This window comes from Streptomyces fractus (genome assembly GCF_049844455.1).
Lineage (GTDB): Bacteria > Actinomycetota > Actinomycetes > Streptomycetales > Streptomycetaceae > Streptomyces > Streptomyces fractus.
Map to the genome: position 1 here is coordinate 8927406 of NZ_JBMYHI010000002.1, position 16883 is coordinate 8944288.

The following is a 16883-nucleotide window of genomic DNA, read 5'->3' on the forward strand; positions in this document are numbered from 1 at the left end:
TCGCACCCGAAATGTCGGAATCGGGCTCGTAGGGTGAGACCCGTGACAAGCCCACCCACCACCGTCGACGTGGTCCTCCCCTGCCTGAACGAGGCCGAGGCCCTGCCCTGGGTCCTCGACCGGATCCCGCCGCACTGGCGCGCCCTCGTCGTCGACAACGGTTCCACCGACGGCTCCGCCGGGATCGCCCGCTCGCTGGGCGCCCAGGTCGTGCGCGAGGAGCGGCGCGGATTCGGCGCCGCCTGCCACGCGGGACTGACCGCGTCCGACGCCGACATCGTGTGCTTCTGCGACTGCGACGCCTCCCTCGATCCGGGCCTGCTCGTCCCCTTCGTACGCGAAGTGGTCGACGGAGAATCCGACCTTGTGCTCGGCCGCCGCCGCCCGACGGCGCGCGGCGCCTGGCCCGCGCACGCCCGCGCGGGCAACGTCGCGCTCGCCCGCATGCTGCGCCGCAGGACAGGACTGCGCCTGCACGACCTCGGGCCGCTGCGCGCCGCACGCCGCGAGGCGCTGCTCGGGCTCGACCTCAGCGACCGGCGCAGCGGCTACCCCCTGCAGATGGTGGTGCGCGCCGCCGACGCCGGCTGGCGGATCGCCGAGCACGACGTGCCGTACCTGCCGCGCACCGGCGCCTCCAAGGTGACCGGCACCTGGCGCGGCACCTGGCACGCCGTGCGCGACATGAGCCGGGTGCTGAACGAGACGCCCGTACGGGAAGGGAGCGCACGGTGAGCACACGCCACCATCGGCCGGTCGACCTCCTGGTCATCGCCAAGGAGCCGCGCCCCGGCCGGGTCAAGACCCGCCTCACCCCGCCGTTCACCCCGCAGGAGGCCGCCGAGCTCGCGGAGGCCGCGCTCGCCGACACCCTGGAAGCCGTCGCGCAGGCCCCGGCCGCCCGCCGCGTCCTCGTCCTCGACGGCGCGCCCGGCCCCTGGCTGCCGCCCGGCTTCGAGGTCGTGCCGCAGTGCGCGGGCGGCCTCGACGAGCGCCTCGCGGCCGCCTTCGCCGGATGCGCCGGGCCCGCGCTCCTCATCGGCATGGACACCCCGCAGGTCCGCCCCGACCTCCTCACCGTCGACTTCGCCGACTGCGACGCCTGGTTCGGCCCGGCGCTCGACGGCGGCTTCTGGGCCCTCGGCCTGGCCGACCCGGACCCGGGGCTGCTGCGCGGCGTGCCCATGTCGACGGCGCACACCGGTGCCGCGCAGCGCGCCCGCCTCGTCGAGGCCGGGCTCAGGGTGAGCGACCTGCCCCCGCTTCGGGACGTCGACACCGCAGAGGACGCCGAGGCCGTGGCCGCCGAGGCGCCGCACGGCCGGTTCGCCGCGCGCCTGGCGCGATGTACGACGGGGGTGCACCAGTGAGAGCGCCCATAAGCCCCCCAGTGAGCGCGCCGACCGCCCCGTGGGCGGGCGCCGACCCGTACGCCGCCGCCCTGCGCACCGGCCGCGGCCCCCTCTTCCTGCGCCGCACCGACGGCTGGCTGCTGCCGCTCGAGGTCGAACGCTGGTGCGCGCGGGCCGACGCCGTCGACCGGCAGGTGCTCGACCGCTGCGAGGGCGCCGTGCTCGATGTCGGCTGCGGTCCCGGACGGCTCGTCGCGGAACTCGCCGCGCGGGGCCGCACCGCGCTCGGCGTCGACGTCAGCGAAGCCGCCGTCGCCCACAGCCGGGGCCTCGGCGGGCAGGCGCTGTGTCGCTCGGTGTTCGACCCGCTGCCCGGCGAGGGCCGCTGGAACACGGTGCTGCTGATGGACGGCAACATCGGCATCGGCGGCGAACCGCACGCCCTGCTCACCCGGGTCGCCCAACTCCTCGCCCCCGGCGGCCTGTTGATGGCCGAGTCGGCGCCCGTCGACGTGGACGAACGCGCCAGCGTGCAGGTCACCGACTCACCGGGACGCATGGAACAGGTGGGGCAGGCGGGGGAGGCGGCCCAGTCAGAGGAGCACCTCTTCCCGTGGGCCCGGCTCGGCACCCCCGCCCTGCTCCGGTACGCGGCCGAGGCCGGCCTGCGCCCCGTCGGTCAGTGGTCCGTGGGCGGCCGCTGCTTCGCCGCGCTACGCACCCGCACCCCGAGCAGCAGCGCGGAACCCGCGAACAGCGCGGCCGTGACCAGCAGCCAGTGACCCAGGTACACATCGGCCGAGCGGGCGGTCGCCGACCGGAAGCGCTCGTTCACCGACCCGCTGATCAGCGGGAACCAGACGAGCAGCAGTAGCCCCGACAGGGCGGCGGGAACCCGCACGTGCCCCACCCACTCCCGCCGCCCGGCCGCCGCGAACCCGCGGACGAGCAGCCGGTCCACGCCCGCGTACAGCGGAACCAGCGCGAGATCGTGCACGAGGGCGGCGCCCACGAACCACAGCGCCACCCCGAACCAGTCGTCCGCCAGGAGCCGCACCCCCGCGTACCCGGCGAGCGCGAACGAGCAGAGCAGCAACAGCAGTTGAAGCGGACTGCCAAAAGGAACGCGGCGCAGGAGCATCGCGGTCACACCTTTCCGAAGGTGAGCCGGGCGACCCACTTGGTGTTGAGCACGCCCGGCGCGGCGGGCACGATCACGCGCGCCGGGTAGCCGTGATCGGGGGAGAGCGCCTCCCCGTTGACGTTCAGGGCGAGCAGCGAGCGCGGGTCGGCGACCTGGTTGGCGCGCAGCGCGGCGTGGCGGAAGGCGCCACGACGTTGCAGCGACTCGACGAACACGTCCGGCGGATCTCCGTCGTGACCCACGAGCGCCGCCAGGTCCCGGAGCCGCACACCGCGCCACCACTGGTCGGACGTCGACCAGCCCTCGACACAGGCGATGGGCAACGCCGAGCTGTGCAGGGGGAGTTGGGCCAGTTCGGCGCGGCTGAGGCGGACCGTGCGGCCCGCGCGCCCGACGACGACCAGGCGCCACGCGTCCTCCGCCGTCTCCGCGCGATGGATCCCCGCGTACGTGGCCGTCTTGTTGATCTGGAAGCCGTTCGGGCCCTGGGCCGGGTCGGCGCCGCCGTGCGGGGCCAGGAGCGCGGTGCGGCGCAGCGGACCGTCGAAGCTCTGCCCCGCCGTCGTAGCGAACAACAGCAGCGAACCGCCCCCGACGAACCACAGCGCGCCCCGCCGCGACACCGTCGGCGGATCCGGTCGCGGCGCCACCAACTCGCCCTCCTCGCGCGCCTTTCGCACATTGCGCAGCGCCGCCGGAACCTTCAGCACCGCGTGCGCCACGAACGCGGCGAAGAACACCCACGCCCCGTAGAAGTGCAGCGGATAGAACGAGCCGGGGAAGAGATAGTCGAGCTGCACATTGAGCACACCCGTGACGAACTCGAAGAGCCCGCCGCCGACCAGGAGCAGCAGCGAGACACGTTCGAGCGCATGAGTCAGCGAACGGGCCGGCGGCAGCGCGAACAGCTTCGGCACCACCGACCACAGCTTCGCCAGCAGTACGGGGATCAGCGTGATGCCGAGCGTGACGTGCACGCCCTGCGTGAGCCGGTACAGCCAGTGCGGGTCCGTCGGCCAGGCGAAGAGGTAGAAGCCGAGGATCCCCTTGTCCGGGGTCTTGTCGTTGACCGGGGCGAGGCCCGGGTTGTACGCCGCGTACGAGACGAGGCCCGTCACGAACAGGACGGTGATGCCGACGAGCAGCACGAGGCCCAGCACGGACGTGAACCGGGGGCCACGCAGCGGGCTGCGCCAGAAGGAGGGCGAGGCGGGAGTGTCGCGCATGCCTCGACCGTAGAGCGGAACCGGGGTGCATCAGGGTGTGCGACTCATGACGAAACGCTGACATCAGGGCCGGTCGGCGCAGTGCGGGACGCCTCTCGGCCTAGCGTTCCGGTGTGACCCCCCGCACGAAATCCCGTACGAAGCCCAGCACGAAACCCCGCACCGGACCGCGCGGCACGCGCCGCGACCTGTACGCTGCCGCGGCCGCGCTCCTCCTTGTGCTCGCCGCCGCGCTCGTCGGCCGCCACATCGAGGACACCTACGGCACCCTGCACGTCGGCGTACCACCGCTGTACGGCAAGTGGCTCCCGCACCTCGGCCCCGGCACACCCGCCGCCCTCGCGGTGGCCGCCGCCGTCATCGCCTACGGGCCGGCCCTCGCCGCCCGGCTGCGATGGCGCGCGCTGCTCGCCACGGCCTGGGCGACGGCCACCGCCTGGATCCTCTCCCTCGCCCTGATCGACGGCTGGCACCGCGGCATCGCGAAACGGCTCACCACCAAGTACGAGTACCTCCAGGTCATCGACCGCTTCCACGACATCCCGGCGACCCTGCGCGGCTACACGCGGCACATCCTCATCGGCTCGCCCGACCACTGGCCCGCCCACACCGCGGGACACCCCCCGGCGGCCCCGCTCACCTTCGTCCTCCTCGACCGCATCGGGCTCGGCGGCGGGGGATGGGCGGGCATGTGGTGCATCACCGTCGGCGCGACGGCGTGCGTGGCCGTGCTCGTCGCCGTGCGCGCACTCGCCGGGGAGGAACTGGCGCGCAGGGCCGCCCCGTTCCTGGTCGCCATGCCGGGCGCGGTGTGGATGGGCGCCTCGGCCGACGCCTACTTCGCCGCCGTCGCCGCCTGGGCGGTGGCCCTCCTCGCGCTCGCGGTCAGCGGACGACCGGTCTGGTGGACGACGGGTTCCGGGCTGCTGTTCGGCCTCACCTGCTACCTCTCGTACGGGCTCACCCTGTTCGCCGTGATCGGTCTCGCGGTGCTCTTCCTCGGGCGGGGGAGGGTGCGGGAGCGGCCGGTGGTGCTCGCGACGCTGTTCTGCGCCGGACTCGTGGTGGTGCCCCTCGCGTTCACGCTCGCCGGGTTCAACTGGTGGGAGGCGTACCACCTGCTGACCACCCGTTACTACCAGGGCGCGGGCGGCATCCGGCCGTACGGCTACTGGGTGTGGGCCAATCTCGCGTGCACCGTCCTCGTCGTCGGCGTGGCGACGGTCGCGGGCCTGCGGCGCACGGTCGGGCAGCTCGTGCGGCCCGACGACAGGGAAGGCGGGCAGGCCCGGCTCGCGCTCCTCGCGGGAGCCGCACTCCTCGCCCTGCTCGCCGCCGACCTGTCCGGCATGAGCAAGGCGGAGACCGAACGCATCTGGCTGCCCTTCGCGATGTGGCTCGTCCCCGCCTGCGCCTTCCTGCCCCGGGCGCGGCCATGGCTCGCCGCGCAGGTGACGCTCGCCCTGCTCGTGAACCATCTGCTGCTGACCGGGTGGTGACGCGGCGGACACCGGGGTCCCGCTCTGGAGCGTGCGGCCGCGACGGTCAGCCGCCGCGGCCGCACCTCTCATGGTCCTGACGCTCCTCCTGGGCGTGGAACGCGTTCAGTACGTCCATCACCTCGGCGTCCGTGACCTGCGCGAACCGCTCGTAGCCCTCGCTCACCGCCTGGAAGTCCGCCGGCTGTTCCAGGCAGATCACGTCGCCGGTGTGCCCCCGCAGGTCCGCGACGGTCTGCGGGCTGCCGACGGGCGCCGCGAGGACGAGGCGGGCCGCGCCCCGGCTGCGTAGCGAGAGGAGGGCCGCGGTGGCGGTGAGCCCGGTGGCGAGCCCGTCGTCGACCACGATCACCGTCCGGTTCTCGACCGGCGGCGCGGGGCGGTCGGTGCGGTACAGGCGGGTGCGGCGGTGGAGTTCGGCGCGGGCCTCGTCGACGTCGGAGCCGAGCTTGTCCTCGCTCAGGCCCAGGAGTTCCAGGGCCACCCGGTCGAACAGCGGGGGCTCCTCACCGACGATGGCGCCGATCGCGGTCTCGCGCCGGCCAGGCACGCCGATCTTGCGGGCGACCAGGACGTCGAGGGGTGCGTGCAGCGCGTGCGCGACGGGCGCCGCCACGGGGACGCCACCGCGTGGCAGCGCGAGCACGACCGGGTCGACGAGATCGCTGGAATCGGCCCACTCCAGCATGCGCAGAGCCAGCTCTTCACCGGCGTGCGTACGGTCACGGAAGGGCACGTGGCCTCCACTGTGGTCGTCAGTTGTTCTCGGTGGGGGGTACGGGTACGGGGATGTCGCGGGTCGGGCGGAGGGGCTGGTTCAGGCGGCCCGGTGGCCGAGCAACTCCCGTACGCCCTCGCCGTTGAGCGTCAGGGCGTCCGGTGAACCCGCGTCGATCGTCATGGACAGCTCCGTCGGCCAGCGCGCGGCGAGCGCGCCCAGCGGGACCGGTGTGCAGCGCGAGATGAACGGAAGCAGTTCCGACATGCGCAGCTCGGACGTGAACACCGGGACGAGCTGCTCGCCGCCGGGCTGCTCGATGACCGGCAGGGACAGCGAGGAGGAGTCCGCATCCTGTTCCTCGCCCGCCTCACTCGACTCACCCGCCTCGTCGGGGACCGGTACGAGAACCTCGCACTCGGCGAGCGCGTCGAGCGCGCCCTGGTCCTCCGTGTTCAGGGTGAGGGCGCTGAGCGCCTGCTGCGCGGGGGAGGGGCCGTTCTGCGGGGTTGCGTGGGAATCCATGATCAAGTCGCCTCTGGTGGATGTCGGGTGGCGCCCCGCGTACCCAGGGGGTGCCGGTCCATGCAGCAGAGATTCGGTGGCGGACGGCGACCGGTTCAGGCCGCCGCCCGTCTCGCCCAGGCCCGGCCCCACCGTCCCATCATGTGCGGGCACAGCGGCCGGCCGTGCAGCAGTTCGACACCCTCCGTGGCGCCCGTGGCGACGAAGAAGCGGCGGCCCATGGACGACTGCAACGTGGTGGTCCAGCGGCAGCCCTCGCCCACCGCGATCGCGCCGCGCAGCAACTCGTGGCCTATCCCCTCGCGGCGCCACGACTCGTCGACCCAGATCGCCTGTATCCGCCCGACCGCACAGTCCCCGCACAGCCGGAACCGGACCTCGGCGATCTGCCGGCCGGCCTGGGTGCGGGCGTCGATCCGCCACTGACCGTCGGCGCCGGGTCGCTGTTCGGCGAGCGTCACCACGGATCCGTCACCGGTCGTGAACAGCCCGCCCGTCCTCCTACGCATGCGGGCCTCCAGCGGGCGTGCTGTGTCGGAGATGTGCCCGCGCATCCTGTCACGCGGAGGGGTCGTGACGACAGGGGGTGCGCGGGGTGGTCCGGGCCTGCCCGCGCGCCGGTCCGGCGGCCCCCTCATTGGTGTTCTGCCTAGACTGAATTCGTGCATTCCGGCGATAACGGAAGATTTCACAAGGCTCTCCTGGGGTGCGGCGAGAGCGTCCCGGCCGAGCGGGCGGCCGCGCTGTGCAAGGAAATCCTCGGCCTGGACGCCGTGACGGCGGTGACCGCCGCAGAGCTCGTCGAGCGGGCCGGGGACGCGGCCCCCGACCTGGTGATCAGCGTGACGGATCTGCCGGACGGCAGCGCCGTCGACGCGGTGCGGGAACTGCGCGGCGGCGGTGACACGGTGCCCGTCGTGCTCCTCACCCGGCACACCGAGTCCAACCGGCGCGTGGCCGCGTTCGCGGCGGGCGCGGACGACTACATCGTCGTACCCGCCGACGCCACCGAGATCCAGATGCGCATCAGGGCGCTCATGCGGCGCTGCGTCTGGGAACGCGAGGCCGCTGTGGCGCAGGCCGAGCCGCGGCCGGAGGAGCCCGAGGCCGATGGCGTACGCGTCGGCGACATCGCACTGGTCGCGGAGACCCGCACCGTCACCCGCAACGGGACGGCCGTGGAGATGACCCCCACCGAGTACGGGCTGCTTGAATTCCTCATGGCCCATCCCCGGCAGGTGCTGTCGCGGCAGCAGATCCTCGGCGCGGTGTGGGGCCCGCACCACCAGGGCAGGGACGCCGTCGACACCTACATCCGGTATCTGCGCCGCAAGCTCGACCCGTTGGGCCCGCCCGCGATCCACACCAAGCGGGGCTACGGCTACGTGTTCGACCCCGAGCGCGAGGCCTGACCGGCGTCGTCGTCCGCCGCCACGGCCGGCCCGTCGACCCCCGCGCTCATGCGCTCGAGGAGCCGGACGAACCGCTCGTCGAGGTCCCGGACCCCGATGCCGAACTCCTTGGCCAGCGACGAACGCGCCAGTACGTAGCCGTAGTTGACCGACTGAAGGAAGGCGTGCAGCGCGATGGGGTCCACGTCGCCCGCCACGTATCCGCTGTCGATGTCGCCGCGCAGCCGCTCCTGGGTCCGCTCGCGGAACGGCATCGCCTTGAGCTTCGTGTCCCCGTCCAGCATCAGCAGCATCAGCAGCCGCACCGAGGACGCCAGCCGCACACAGCCGCGCACCGAGCGGGCCAACCGGTCACCGAATCGCCGCGGCCCCTCCTCGACGAGGAGCCGGTTCCGCCGCTCGGCCGCCGTGCGTTGCAGGGCCGCGCGCAGCAGATCGCGACGGGAGCCGAAGTAGTGGTAGACGAGGCCGCGGTTCACTCCGGCCCGGTCGGCGACCTCGCGCAGGTTCAGGCCCGCCAGCACGCCGTCGCGCTCGATCAGTTCGAGTGCGGCGTGCTCCAGGAGCTTGCTCGTGGCCTCGCTGTCCATGGCGGCTTTCCTGCCTGCCTTCTCGACGGCCTTCTCGCGGGGCGCCGCCGCACCCGCCGTGCCGTTGCCGCTGTCCGCCAAGTCCGCCTCCGGTGCCGCCTCGCCACTCCACTGAGCTGCGCACACCGTACGCGACGCGGGGCCCGCGTGCGGGCCGGGTCCCGGTGATCCCGACACCCGTAAACGGGTCTGACCTTGCACAAATCATTGACGGAACGCTAAACGCTGCCTAGATTCGCGCCACCGTCGGACCGACTCTCCGGCGGTCCACATGACGTGATTTGGGAGCGCCATGCCTTTGAGATTCCTGGCGAGACCTTCCGGGCGGCGCGGGCACCGGCTGCTGCTCGCCGCCGCGGCCTGCCTGCTGCCGGCCGCGGTCCTCGCCCCGCTCGGCTCCGCCGCCGCCGAGCGCCACGAGCCCGCCACCGCGCACAGCGCCTCGTCCTGCTTCTGGACGGGCCCGTTCACCCCCGACGAGGACAAGTTCAACTTCGCCTATCTCGACACGGGCGCCCTGTACTGGTCGAGCCACTACACGCTCCCCGCGGGGGCGAAGCTGACCCTCGACGGCGCTTATGCGCACGCCCGCTACCAGTCGCTGAACTCCTACGAACCGGTCGCGGCGACACCCCTGACCGCCCTCAACGACCAGCAGATCCGGCCCGATCCTGGCTCCCGCAACCCGTTCCTGGCGGGCGCCAGGCGCACCTTCCCCAAGCGCTCCTGGACCGTCCAGGTCGATCCCCGGACGCCGCCGAAGGATCCGGGGGACCAGCAGCCCAATACCCTGTACGCGGGCAAGCCGGGCAGCAACGCCCAGTCGCTCGTCTACCGCGTGTACGTACCCGACCGCGGCCGCGACGCGAGCGGCGGCGTCGGCCTGCCCGAGCCGGTGCTCACCCTGGCCGACGGAACCAAGCTGACCGGTTCGAAGGTCTGCGACGCCCTGGAGCCCGGCGAGTCGGGCGGCCCGCGCGTCCAGCCGATCGACGAGTACGACGCGCTGCGCGAACAGCCCGGCAAACCGGTGGGTTTCCCGGCCTCCGACCCGGTGCGCTGGCACGCCTCGTACACCACGCAATGGCTGCGCGACTGCACTTACCACGACCGGTGCACGCCTGCCCCGCCCCGCTCCGTCGGCCAGTACTCCAACCTCGACAACGCGTACGTCTCCGCCCGCCTCAGCCGCGACCTCGGCCCGGTCGCCGTCCTGCACGGCAGGCTGCCGACCACCCCGGCCACGCACGACGGCGACAAGCGGATGGGTACCGGACAGCTGCGCTACTGGTCGATGTGCTCGTACGAGGCGTGGAGCACCCGCGTCGAGGGGAAGCGGAGCTGCCTGTACGACGAGCAACTGCACCCCGACAAAGACGGGTACTACACGGTGGTCGTGAGCCGGCCCGAGGACCGGCCGCGCAATGCCACGGCCGCGTGCGGCGTCGACTGGATCGCCTGGCCGGAGAAGGGTGACGGCGCCGGTCACGTGAACGACGGATATGTGCTGATGCGCAACATGCTCCCGGCGAAGGGCTTCACGCACGTCCCGCAGAACACGAGGACCGGAGACGACGAGAAGCGGGTGATGGGTCCGTATCTGCCCGACGGCAGCCACACCGGCACCGCCGCTTTCGAGAAGCGAGGCTGCCCGGCGGCCTGAGCAGGGGGAGGAGCCTTCCGGCGCCCTCCGGGAATCGCCGCCGCGCGATTCCCGGAGGACTCCCGGCGTCCGCCCCGACGTCTCCCACAGTGGTCCCGAAATGTTCCGGTTCGATGGATATGGCTGGTCGTAGAGCTTCGGCTCCTGCCCGCGACCGACACCCGTCGAACCCGGAGGGACCATGGCCGAGACCGCCCCGCGACTCAGCGTCGTCGTACCGTTCCAGAACGTGGACACCTATCTCGAGGAGTGTCTGCGGTCGATCTCGCTCCAGACCTTCACGGACTTCGAGGTCGTCCTCGTCGACGACGGCTCCACCGACGGTTCCACCGAACTCGCCGCCCGGCACTGCGCAGCCGACCCGCGCTTCCGCCTCGTCCGGCAGGACCCGCACGGCCCCGGGCACGCCCGCAACACCGGCCTGCGGGCCATCCACCCGGACGCCGAGTTCCTCGCCTTCGTGGACGGCGACGACGTCATCCCGGACTACGCGTACGAGCTGCTGATCGGCACGCTCACGAAGAGCGGCTCCGACTTCGTCTCCGGCAACGTGCGCATGATGAACTCCCGCACGTCGTGGCCCTCCACCCTGCACCACAAGCACCTGGGCCGGGACCGGCGCCGCACCCACATCACCCGGCAGCACGGCCTGATCTTCGACCGCACCGTGTGGAACAAGGTGTTCCGCCGCTCCTTCTGGGACCGCACCGGCATCACGTACCCCGAAGGCATCCTGTACGAGGACGTGTGGGTCAACCTCGTCGCCCACTACAGCGCCGAACGCGTCGACGTCGTCGCCGCGCCCGTCTACTTCTGGCGGCGCAGGGACCGCGGCGCCGCACCGTCGATCACGCAGACCAACCAGGCCCTGGGCAACGTCCGCGACCGCCTCACCGCCGTCGACTCGGTGAGCCGTTATCTCGCCGAGCGGGCGCGGGAGTCCGAGGAATACGTCGAGCACAAGCGGCGCTACGACCGGTCCTGCCTCGAGTCCGACCTCATGATCCACCTGAACGTGCTGACTGACGCCGACGACGAGACCCGCGCCCATTTCATGCGGCACGCGGCAGCGTTCGTCGCCGCGGCGTCCGAGGGCATCGTCGAGGAGCTGGGTGCGGTCGACCGCGTGAAGTGGAGCCTGGTGTGCGCGGGCAAGCTGGACGAACTGCTGTCCGTGCTCGAATTCGAGCGCGGCAACCGCGGCTCCCTGCCCGTCCGCCGCCGGCTGCGCCGTCACCTCGCCTACCCGCACCTGCGCGACCGCGGCACCGGCGTGCCCAAGAGCGCCTACCGCATGGGCCGCGAGTTCACCCTGCGCGGCTCCCTCGTCAGCGCGGAGTGGCAGGACGGCAAGCTGCGGCTCGCCGGCCGCGCCTACATCCGCAACCTCGACGTCAGCAAGCGCCGCCACTCGCTCAAGGCGGTCGCGCTTCGGCAGAAGAAGCAGGGCCGGTTCCTCGCGCTGCCCGCGCGGACCACCTACGCTCCCGAGGCCACCGAGCACTCGGGCCAGCAGCGCTACTCTTACGACTGGTCCGGATTCGAGGCCACCATCGACCCGGAGCGCCTCAAGCACAAGGGTCAGTGGGTCGAGGGCACGTGGGACCTCGCGGTCGGCGCGCTGAGCCGCGGCCTGTTCCGGTACAAGTCGCTCATCGCCGGTGACGCGGGCAGCGCCTCCCACCCCCGCGACTTCTACGTCGACAACAACGTCCGCGTCGTCCCGCTCTTCGTCAACGGCGCGCTCAAGCTCCGGGTGGAAATCGTTCGCGCCCGCATCACCGGACACCGCGTCAGCGGCGAGCACCTGGAACTGCGGGGCGTACTGCTGGCCCCCGAGACACCGGCGAGCGCCACCCTGCGGGTGCGCGCCCTCACGGGAGCCGCCGAGCACGACGCGCCGGTCGACTTCAAGGACGGCGGCGAGGGCTGGTGCACGTTCCGCACACGGATCCCGCTGCGCGCGCTCGCGCCGACGGCCGGCGACGACACCCCCGAAGTGCGGGGCATGGGCAGCAACGGCTGGAAGACCTCGCTGCACATACCGGGCCGACGGCGCCCGCTGTACCCGGTCGTCGCGCCCGGTACCGCCGACGGCTTCCACCCGCTGCCCGACCGGATCGCGGCGGACCGCGAGGTCGTCGTCCTCCGCAACGCGTCCGGCTACCTGGTGCTCTTCGTCCGCGACGAACTGCCCGTCGCCGACCGCTGCACCTGGTCCGACCAAGGCAGCCTCACCGTCGAGGGCGCCTTCCCCGGCCAGGAGAACCTGTCGGCCGAGGAGCTGGCGGACCTGCGCCTCGTCGTGCGCTCCCGCGCCAAGGGCGATCAGCGGGTCTTCCCCGTGGAGTGTGTGGCCGGCCGATTCCGGTTCTCGCTCGACCCCGCGCGCGTCGAGGGCCTGAGCGGCGCGGTGCCGCTCGCGGCGGGCCGCTGGGACTTCGCGTTCCGTGTGCCGGGCCGCACCCGCGACCTCGTGCTCAAGGCCCGCCGTAAACTCGTCGCCGACCTGCCCAGCGAACGGACCCTGGCCGGACGCCGCTTCGAGGTGCAGGCCCAGCAGCACGACCGGTTCACCCTCCGCTCCCACTCGGGGATCCCGGCTTCCGCACGGGGACCTTACGCACAGCGGCAGTTGCGCACGCGCCACTACCCGGACTGCCGCAAACGCCCGGTGCGCCCCGCGGTCCTCTTCGACAGCTTCCGCGGCACGCAGATCGCCGACAGTCCGCGCGCCGTCTTCGACGAACTGGTGCGCCGGGGCACCGACCTGGACCTCCTGTGGGTCGTCCGCGACGACCAGGTCCAGGTCCCCGAGGGGGCCCGCGCCGTACGCATGTGGTCGCCGGAGTGGTACGAGGCCCTGGCCCGCTCGCGGTACCTCGTCCACAACAACCACTTCCCGGCCTGGTTCCGGCGCCGCGAGGGCCAGACCGTCGTCCAGACCTGGCACGGCACCCCGCTGAAGAAGATCGGCCACGACATCGAGTCGGTGCACTTCTCCGACCAGGGCTATCTGGACCGCCTGGCCACAGAGGTCGGCCAGTGGTCCATGCTGATCTCGCCGAACTCCTTCAGCACCCCGATCCTGCGGCGCGCCTTCGGGTTCCGGGGCGAGATGCTGGAGACCGGGTACCCGCGCAACGATGTGCACCATCACACGCGGCAGGAGCAGGCCCGGCGCGCCGCGGTCGTCCGGGAGCGGATCGGCCTGCCCGAGGGCAAGAAGGTGGTCCTGTACGCGCCGACCTGGCGCGACGACCAGTACCACGCGGCGGGCAAGTACACGCTCGACTTCCGCATCGACCTCGACGACGCCCGGTCCCGGCTCGGCGACGACCACGTCCTGTTGGTGCGCCGCCACCCCAACGTCGTGGACCCGGTTCCGGGCGCGGGCGACGGATTCGTCTTCGACGTGTCCACGTACAACGACATGGCCGACCTCATGCTCGTCACGGACGTGCTGGTCACCGACTACTCGTCCCTGATGTTCGACTTCGCGAACACCGGCCGGCCGATGCTCTTCTTCACCTACGACCTCGACCACTACCGGGACACCCTGCGCGGCTTCTACTTCGACTTCGAGCGCTCCGCCCCCGGCCCACTGCTGCACACCTCCCGCCAACTCGTCGACGCCGTACGGGACATCGACGCGCTGAGCGGCACGTACGCCTTCAAATACCGCCGCTTCACGGAGCGGTACTGCGACCTGGAGGACGGTTCGGCCGCGGCCCGTGTCGTCGACCGGATGCTGGGCGTGCCGACGCCACCGGCCCTGCCCTCCCGCACCCGCTTCCGCCGCGCGGCCTGACCCGACCAACGAGCAGAGGAACGACCCCCGCATGTCCCGCACCTCCACGGCCCACGGCCGCCGCATGTACACCGGCACCGACACCGGCGGCGCCGTCCCCGTCGACTACCGCTTCTTCCACGCCCGGGGCGGCAACCGGCGCCTGGTCGTCGTCTTCGCCAATTTCGACGCCCCCGACGAGTACGGCTGGTCCACCGGCGTCCTGGACACCCTCCGCGCCAACGTCCTGTGGATCCGGGACAGCTTCGACGGCCACAACAGCTACTACCTGTGCAGGGAGGGGGACTTCGGCATCGAGGCGTCCGTCGCCGCGCTGATCGACCGCTTCGTCACCGCACTCGATCTGACCCGCGAGGACTGCGTCCTGCTCGGCACGTCGAAGGGCGGCAGCGCGGCCCTGTACTTCGGCCTCAAGTACGGCTACCGGAACATCGTGTCGGTCGTGCCGCAGTTCAGGATCGGCTCCTACGTCGAGCACCTCCACCCGCGCACCGCCGCCTTCATGCTGGGCCGGCACGCGACCGACGCCGATGTGCGCGCGCTCGACGAGGCGCTGCCGACGCTGGTGCGCGAGGGCGAGCACCGCGACGCCAACATCTACCTGGTCTCCGCGGTCGGCGACCCCCAGTACAGGACGGAGATCGAGCCGCACCTGACGCTGTTCGCGGACCACGACAACTTCAACTTCATCCTGACCGACTCCCCGCACGCCCCCGCCCACGACCGAGTGGCTCGCCGCAACGTCCCGGTCGTGATGGCCCTGGTCAACCTCCTGATCGACGGCATCGCACCCCGCATCGGCTTCGCCCGCAACGGCTACGAGGATCCCGACACCGGCCGTCGCGCCGTCGACGCCTACCTCAGGTCCACGGCCGCCCCCGGAACCTGGGTCGACGCACCGCGGGTCACGGCGCCCGAGCCGGGCCATGAACCGGTGCGGTTCGAGGGGGTCGCGGCGGGCGCCGCGCAGGTCCAGCTCTGGGAGAACGCCCGGTTCCTGGGCAGGGCACAGGTCGCGGAGGACGGCGCGTGGGCCTGGACGCCCAGCACCCCGCTGGCCAGCGGCGAACACGTCGTCAAGGTCCTGGCACTGAATGCGCACGGCGCCGACTCGGAGCGCACCGTGGTGCGCTGCCGCGTCAGAAGCGCCCGGGAAGTGGCAGCGGTCGCTTGATCCTGCGCCCCAGCCGCCGGTCGATCCACGCGAACAGCCAGGCCAGTAGGGCCGAGACCACGAGCACCCCGGCGATGTTCCGCAGCGCGACGCCGTACCCGCGCGCGTGCACATCGAGGAACGGATACGGATACCAGTCCGTGACCGCGCCGTGCACCAGCGTGTACGCGATCCACAGCGCGGGCCATACGAACGCCCACGCCACGCTCACGCCGTCGATCCGCCCGCGCGGCCCGAACAGCAGCCAGCCGACGAGTGTCATCGGCGGTGCGACGTAGTGCAGCCCCACGGTGACCCACAGCGAGACGCCCTCGAGGTGGATCTGCGGCGCGAGGACGATCGCGAACACCAGGCCGGTGATCGTGATGCCGAGCAGCGCGTCGAGCCGCAGCACCCGCCACCCGCGGCCGTCCCGTCCCGGGCGCAGCACCAGGGACACGGCGCAGGCCAGCACGAGAATGTTGCTCTGGATGGTGAAGTAGCTGAGCATGCGCACCAGTCGCGTGAACGTGCCGGCGTCGTCCCCCGTCGTGTCCCCGGCCCCTGCGGCGGACCCACCGCTGAACACGAGCACGAACTGCGTGACGAGCGCCGCCGCGACGACGACGGCCAACACGCCGTGCCACGGCCGGGAAAGGCCGGGATTTCGGTCAACGGCTGCTGCGGGCGCGGGTCCTGTGATGGTGATGACGGACTCCTCGATCTGCGACGTTGTGCGTGTTTCATCGAGTATGACCGATATGGGGATGCCGGTGGGGGCGGGGTGTGCGGTGGCCCTGGTCGGAGTGGCTTCAGTCGGACGGCGCCAGCGTGCGCAGGACGTCGAACTCGTTGCCCTCGGGGTCGGCCATGACCACCCAGTTGCGGCCGGGGCCCTGGCCCACGTCGACCTTCGTGGCGCCGAGGGCGAGCAGTCGGGTCGCCTCGTCCTCGGTGCTGGCGTCGATCGGGCTGACGTCCAGGTGGAGCCGGTTCTTGACGGTTTTGCCCTCGGGTACCCGGATGAACACCAGGGTGGGCGGCGTCTGTCGGGCCCGGACCTCCTCGACGGTCGGTTCCCACGAGCCGATCTCGACCTTGTCCTCGCCCCGGTCGATCACCTTGAAGCCGAGGACCTCGCACCAGAAGGCGGCGAGCCGCTCCGGGTCGTGGCAGTCGACGACCAACTCCGTGAATCTACTGGTCATTTGCTCCCCATGTGGTGTGGACGAGGGCTCACCGTACCCCGTGGGTCCGACGGTTCAGCCGCGGCGGTATCCCGCCCAGCACGGCCCGCCCGCCGACTCCAGGATCTCGCGCACCACACCGGCGAAGCGATCCACGGCGCCGCCGGAGCCGGACCTGGCCAGGAGCGGGGATCTGCGGGCCGCGGGGAAGGCGGCGCGGGCGTCGGGGAAGCGGTCGCGCACCAGGTGCACGGCGGGACCGCACCGCTCCTCCCCGCCGCCCCGCCGCCGCGCGAATGCGAGCCGTGGCCGCAGGCGGGATCCTGGAAGCGTAGGAGAGGCCCACGAGGAGGTTTCCATGTCTGCGTTGGACAAGATCAAGCAGATGATCAAGGGGCACGAGGCCCAGGCCGGCAAGGGTGTCGACATGGCGGGCGACGCCGTGGACAAGAAGACGGGCGGAAAGTACAGCTCCCAGGTCGACTCCGCCCAGGAGCAGGCCAAGAAGCACCTCGGCATGGACCAGGGCAAGGGGCAGGACGAGTCGCCGAAGTAGTCGGGACTGCTCCGCCCCCGGCCGGGGAAGGTGACACTGGTGCTGGA

General features: G+C 72.1%; 18 protein-coding genes. 9 read left to right on the forward strand and 9 right to left on the reverse strand.

The window, feature by feature from the left end; translation table 11 throughout:
* The first annotated feature begins 42 nt into the window (after positions 1–42).
* The 3 genes from ACP4E5_RS42675 to ACP4E5_RS42685 are packed head-to-tail and all read left to right on the forward strand — an operon-like array spanning position 43 to position 2134.
* The gene (locus ACP4E5_RS42675) at positions 43–735 is read left to right on the forward strand and encodes a glycosyltransferase family 2 protein (RefSeq protein ID WP_425839498.1); all 693 of its coding nucleotides are present in this window, start codon (positions 43–45) and stop codon (positions 733–735) included.
* Positions 732–1370 (forward strand): TIGR04282 family arsenosugar biosynthesis glycosyltransferase, encoded by a 639-nt coding sequence (locus tag ACP4E5_RS42680; RefSeq protein ID WP_425839501.1) that lies wholly within the window; start codon positions 732–734, stop codon positions 1368–1370. Before ACP4E5_RS42675 ends, ACP4E5_RS42680 begins: the two co-directional genes overlap by 4 nt.
* Positions 1346–2134 (forward strand): class I SAM-dependent methyltransferase, encoded by a 789-nt coding sequence (locus ACP4E5_RS42685; protein ID WP_425839504.1) that lies wholly within the window; start codon positions 1346–1348, stop codon positions 2132–2134. Before ACP4E5_RS42680 ends, ACP4E5_RS42685 begins: the two co-directional genes overlap by 25 nt.
* Here ACP4E5_RS42685 and ACP4E5_RS42690 read toward each other — a convergent pair.
* Positions 2032–2493, reverse strand: coding sequence for a hypothetical protein (locus tag ACP4E5_RS42690; protein ID WP_425839507.1), 462 nt, complete (start codon positions 2491–2493; stop codon positions 2032–2034). The two genes, ACP4E5_RS42685 and ACP4E5_RS42690, sit on opposite strands and share 103 nt — an antisense overlap.
* Before the next feature lie 5 nt (positions 2494–2498).
* Positions 2499–3722, reverse strand: coding sequence for a molybdopterin-dependent oxidoreductase (locus ACP4E5_RS42695; RefSeq protein ID WP_425839509.1), 1224 nt, complete (start codon positions 3720–3722; stop codon positions 2499–2501).
* A 113-nt stretch (positions 3723–3835) separates the two neighbouring features.
* Here ACP4E5_RS42695 and ACP4E5_RS42700 point away from each other — a divergent pair, with 113 nt between their 5' ends.
* Entirely contained in the window at positions 3836–5221 is a 1386-nt protein-coding gene (locus ACP4E5_RS42700; protein ID WP_425839512.1) for a hypothetical protein, read from the forward strand.
* Between the two features lie 46 nt (positions 5222–5267).
* Here ACP4E5_RS42700 and ACP4E5_RS42705 read toward each other — a convergent pair whose 3' ends face one another.
* The 3 genes from ACP4E5_RS42705 to ACP4E5_RS42715 all read right to left on the reverse strand — a co-directional run bounded on the left by ACP4E5_RS42705 (position 5268) and on the right by ACP4E5_RS42715 (position 6973).
* Positions 5268–5957, reverse strand: a complete 690-nt coding sequence (locus tag ACP4E5_RS42705; RefSeq protein ID WP_425839515.1) for a phosphoribosyltransferase — start codon at positions 5955–5957, stop codon at positions 5268–5270.
* A gap of 81 nt (positions 5958–6038) precedes the next feature.
* Complete coding sequence (locus ACP4E5_RS42710; RefSeq protein WP_425839518.1) at positions 6039–6464, reverse strand: SseB family protein; 426 nt, start codon at positions 6462–6464, stop codon at positions 6039–6041.
* 95 nt (positions 6465–6559) lie between these two features.
* Positions 6560–6973, reverse strand: coding sequence for a GNAT family N-acetyltransferase (locus tag ACP4E5_RS42715; protein ID WP_425839521.1), 414 nt, complete (start codon positions 6971–6973; stop codon positions 6560–6562).
* Between the two features lie 153 nt (positions 6974–7126).
* On the opposite strand from ACP4E5_RS42715, the gene ACP4E5_RS42720 reads away from it, so the two are divergent.
* Complete coding sequence (locus ACP4E5_RS42720; protein ID WP_425839524.1) at positions 7127–7876, forward strand: response regulator transcription factor; 750 nt, start codon at positions 7127–7129, stop codon at positions 7874–7876.
* Here ACP4E5_RS42720 and ACP4E5_RS42725 read toward each other — a convergent pair.
* Entirely contained in the window at positions 7846–8547 is a 702-nt protein-coding gene (locus tag ACP4E5_RS42725) for a TetR/AcrR family transcriptional regulator (RefSeq protein ID WP_425839527.1), read from the reverse strand. The genes ACP4E5_RS42720 and ACP4E5_RS42725 overlap by 31 nt on opposite strands.
* Positions 8548–8758: 211 nt before the next feature.
* On the opposite strand from ACP4E5_RS42725, the gene ACP4E5_RS42730 reads away from it, so the two are divergent.
* The 3 genes from ACP4E5_RS42730 (at position 8759) to ACP4E5_RS42740 (ending at position 15114) form a co-directional block, all read left to right on the forward strand.
* Positions 8759–10129 carry a hypothetical protein gene (locus ACP4E5_RS42730; RefSeq protein WP_425839529.1) on the forward strand — a complete coding sequence of 457 codons (1371 nt, stop codon included), beginning with the start codon at positions 8759–8761 and terminating at the stop codon, positions 10127–10129.
* Positions 10130–10310: 181 nt separating this feature from the next.
* Complete coding sequence (locus tag ACP4E5_RS42735; protein ID WP_425839532.1) at positions 10311–13940, forward strand: bifunctional glycosyltransferase/CDP-glycerol:glycerophosphate glycerophosphotransferase; 3630 nt, start codon at positions 10311–10313, stop codon at positions 13938–13940.
* Positions 13941–13971: 31 nt separating this feature from the next.
* Entirely contained in the window at positions 13972–15114 is a 1143-nt protein-coding gene (locus tag ACP4E5_RS42740; protein ID WP_425839535.1) for a hypothetical protein, read from the forward strand.
* On the opposite strand, the gene ACP4E5_RS42745 is transcribed toward ACP4E5_RS42740, so the two are convergent.
* The 3 genes from ACP4E5_RS42745 to ACP4E5_RS42755 form a co-directional block, all read right to left on the reverse strand.
* Positions 15080–15730 carry a Pr6Pr family membrane protein gene (locus tag ACP4E5_RS42745; protein ID WP_425839538.1) on the reverse strand — a complete coding sequence of 217 codons (651 nt, stop codon included), beginning with the start codon at positions 15728–15730 and terminating at the stop codon, positions 15080–15082. The genes ACP4E5_RS42740 and ACP4E5_RS42745 overlap by 35 nt on opposite strands.
* Before the next feature lie 175 nt (positions 15731–15905).
* Positions 15906–16301: a VOC family protein gene (locus ACP4E5_RS42750; RefSeq protein ID WP_425839540.1), complete on the reverse strand. Its 396-nt coding sequence runs from the start codon at positions 16299–16301 to the stop codon at positions 15906–15908.
* Between the two features lie 54 nt (positions 16302–16355).
* Positions 16356–16532 carry a hypothetical protein gene (locus ACP4E5_RS42755; RefSeq protein ID WP_425839543.1) on the reverse strand — a complete coding sequence of 59 codons (177 nt, stop codon included), beginning with the start codon at positions 16530–16532 and terminating at the stop codon, positions 16356–16358.
* A 106-nt stretch (positions 16533–16638) separates the two neighbouring features.
* Between ACP4E5_RS42755 and ACP4E5_RS42760 the strand changes: the two genes are divergently transcribed.
* A complete protein-coding gene (locus ACP4E5_RS42760) occupies positions 16639–16836 on the forward strand; it encodes an antitoxin (protein ID WP_425839546.1) in 198 nt (65 codons plus the stop codon).
* The last annotated feature ends 47 nt before the right edge of the window (positions 16837–16883 follow it).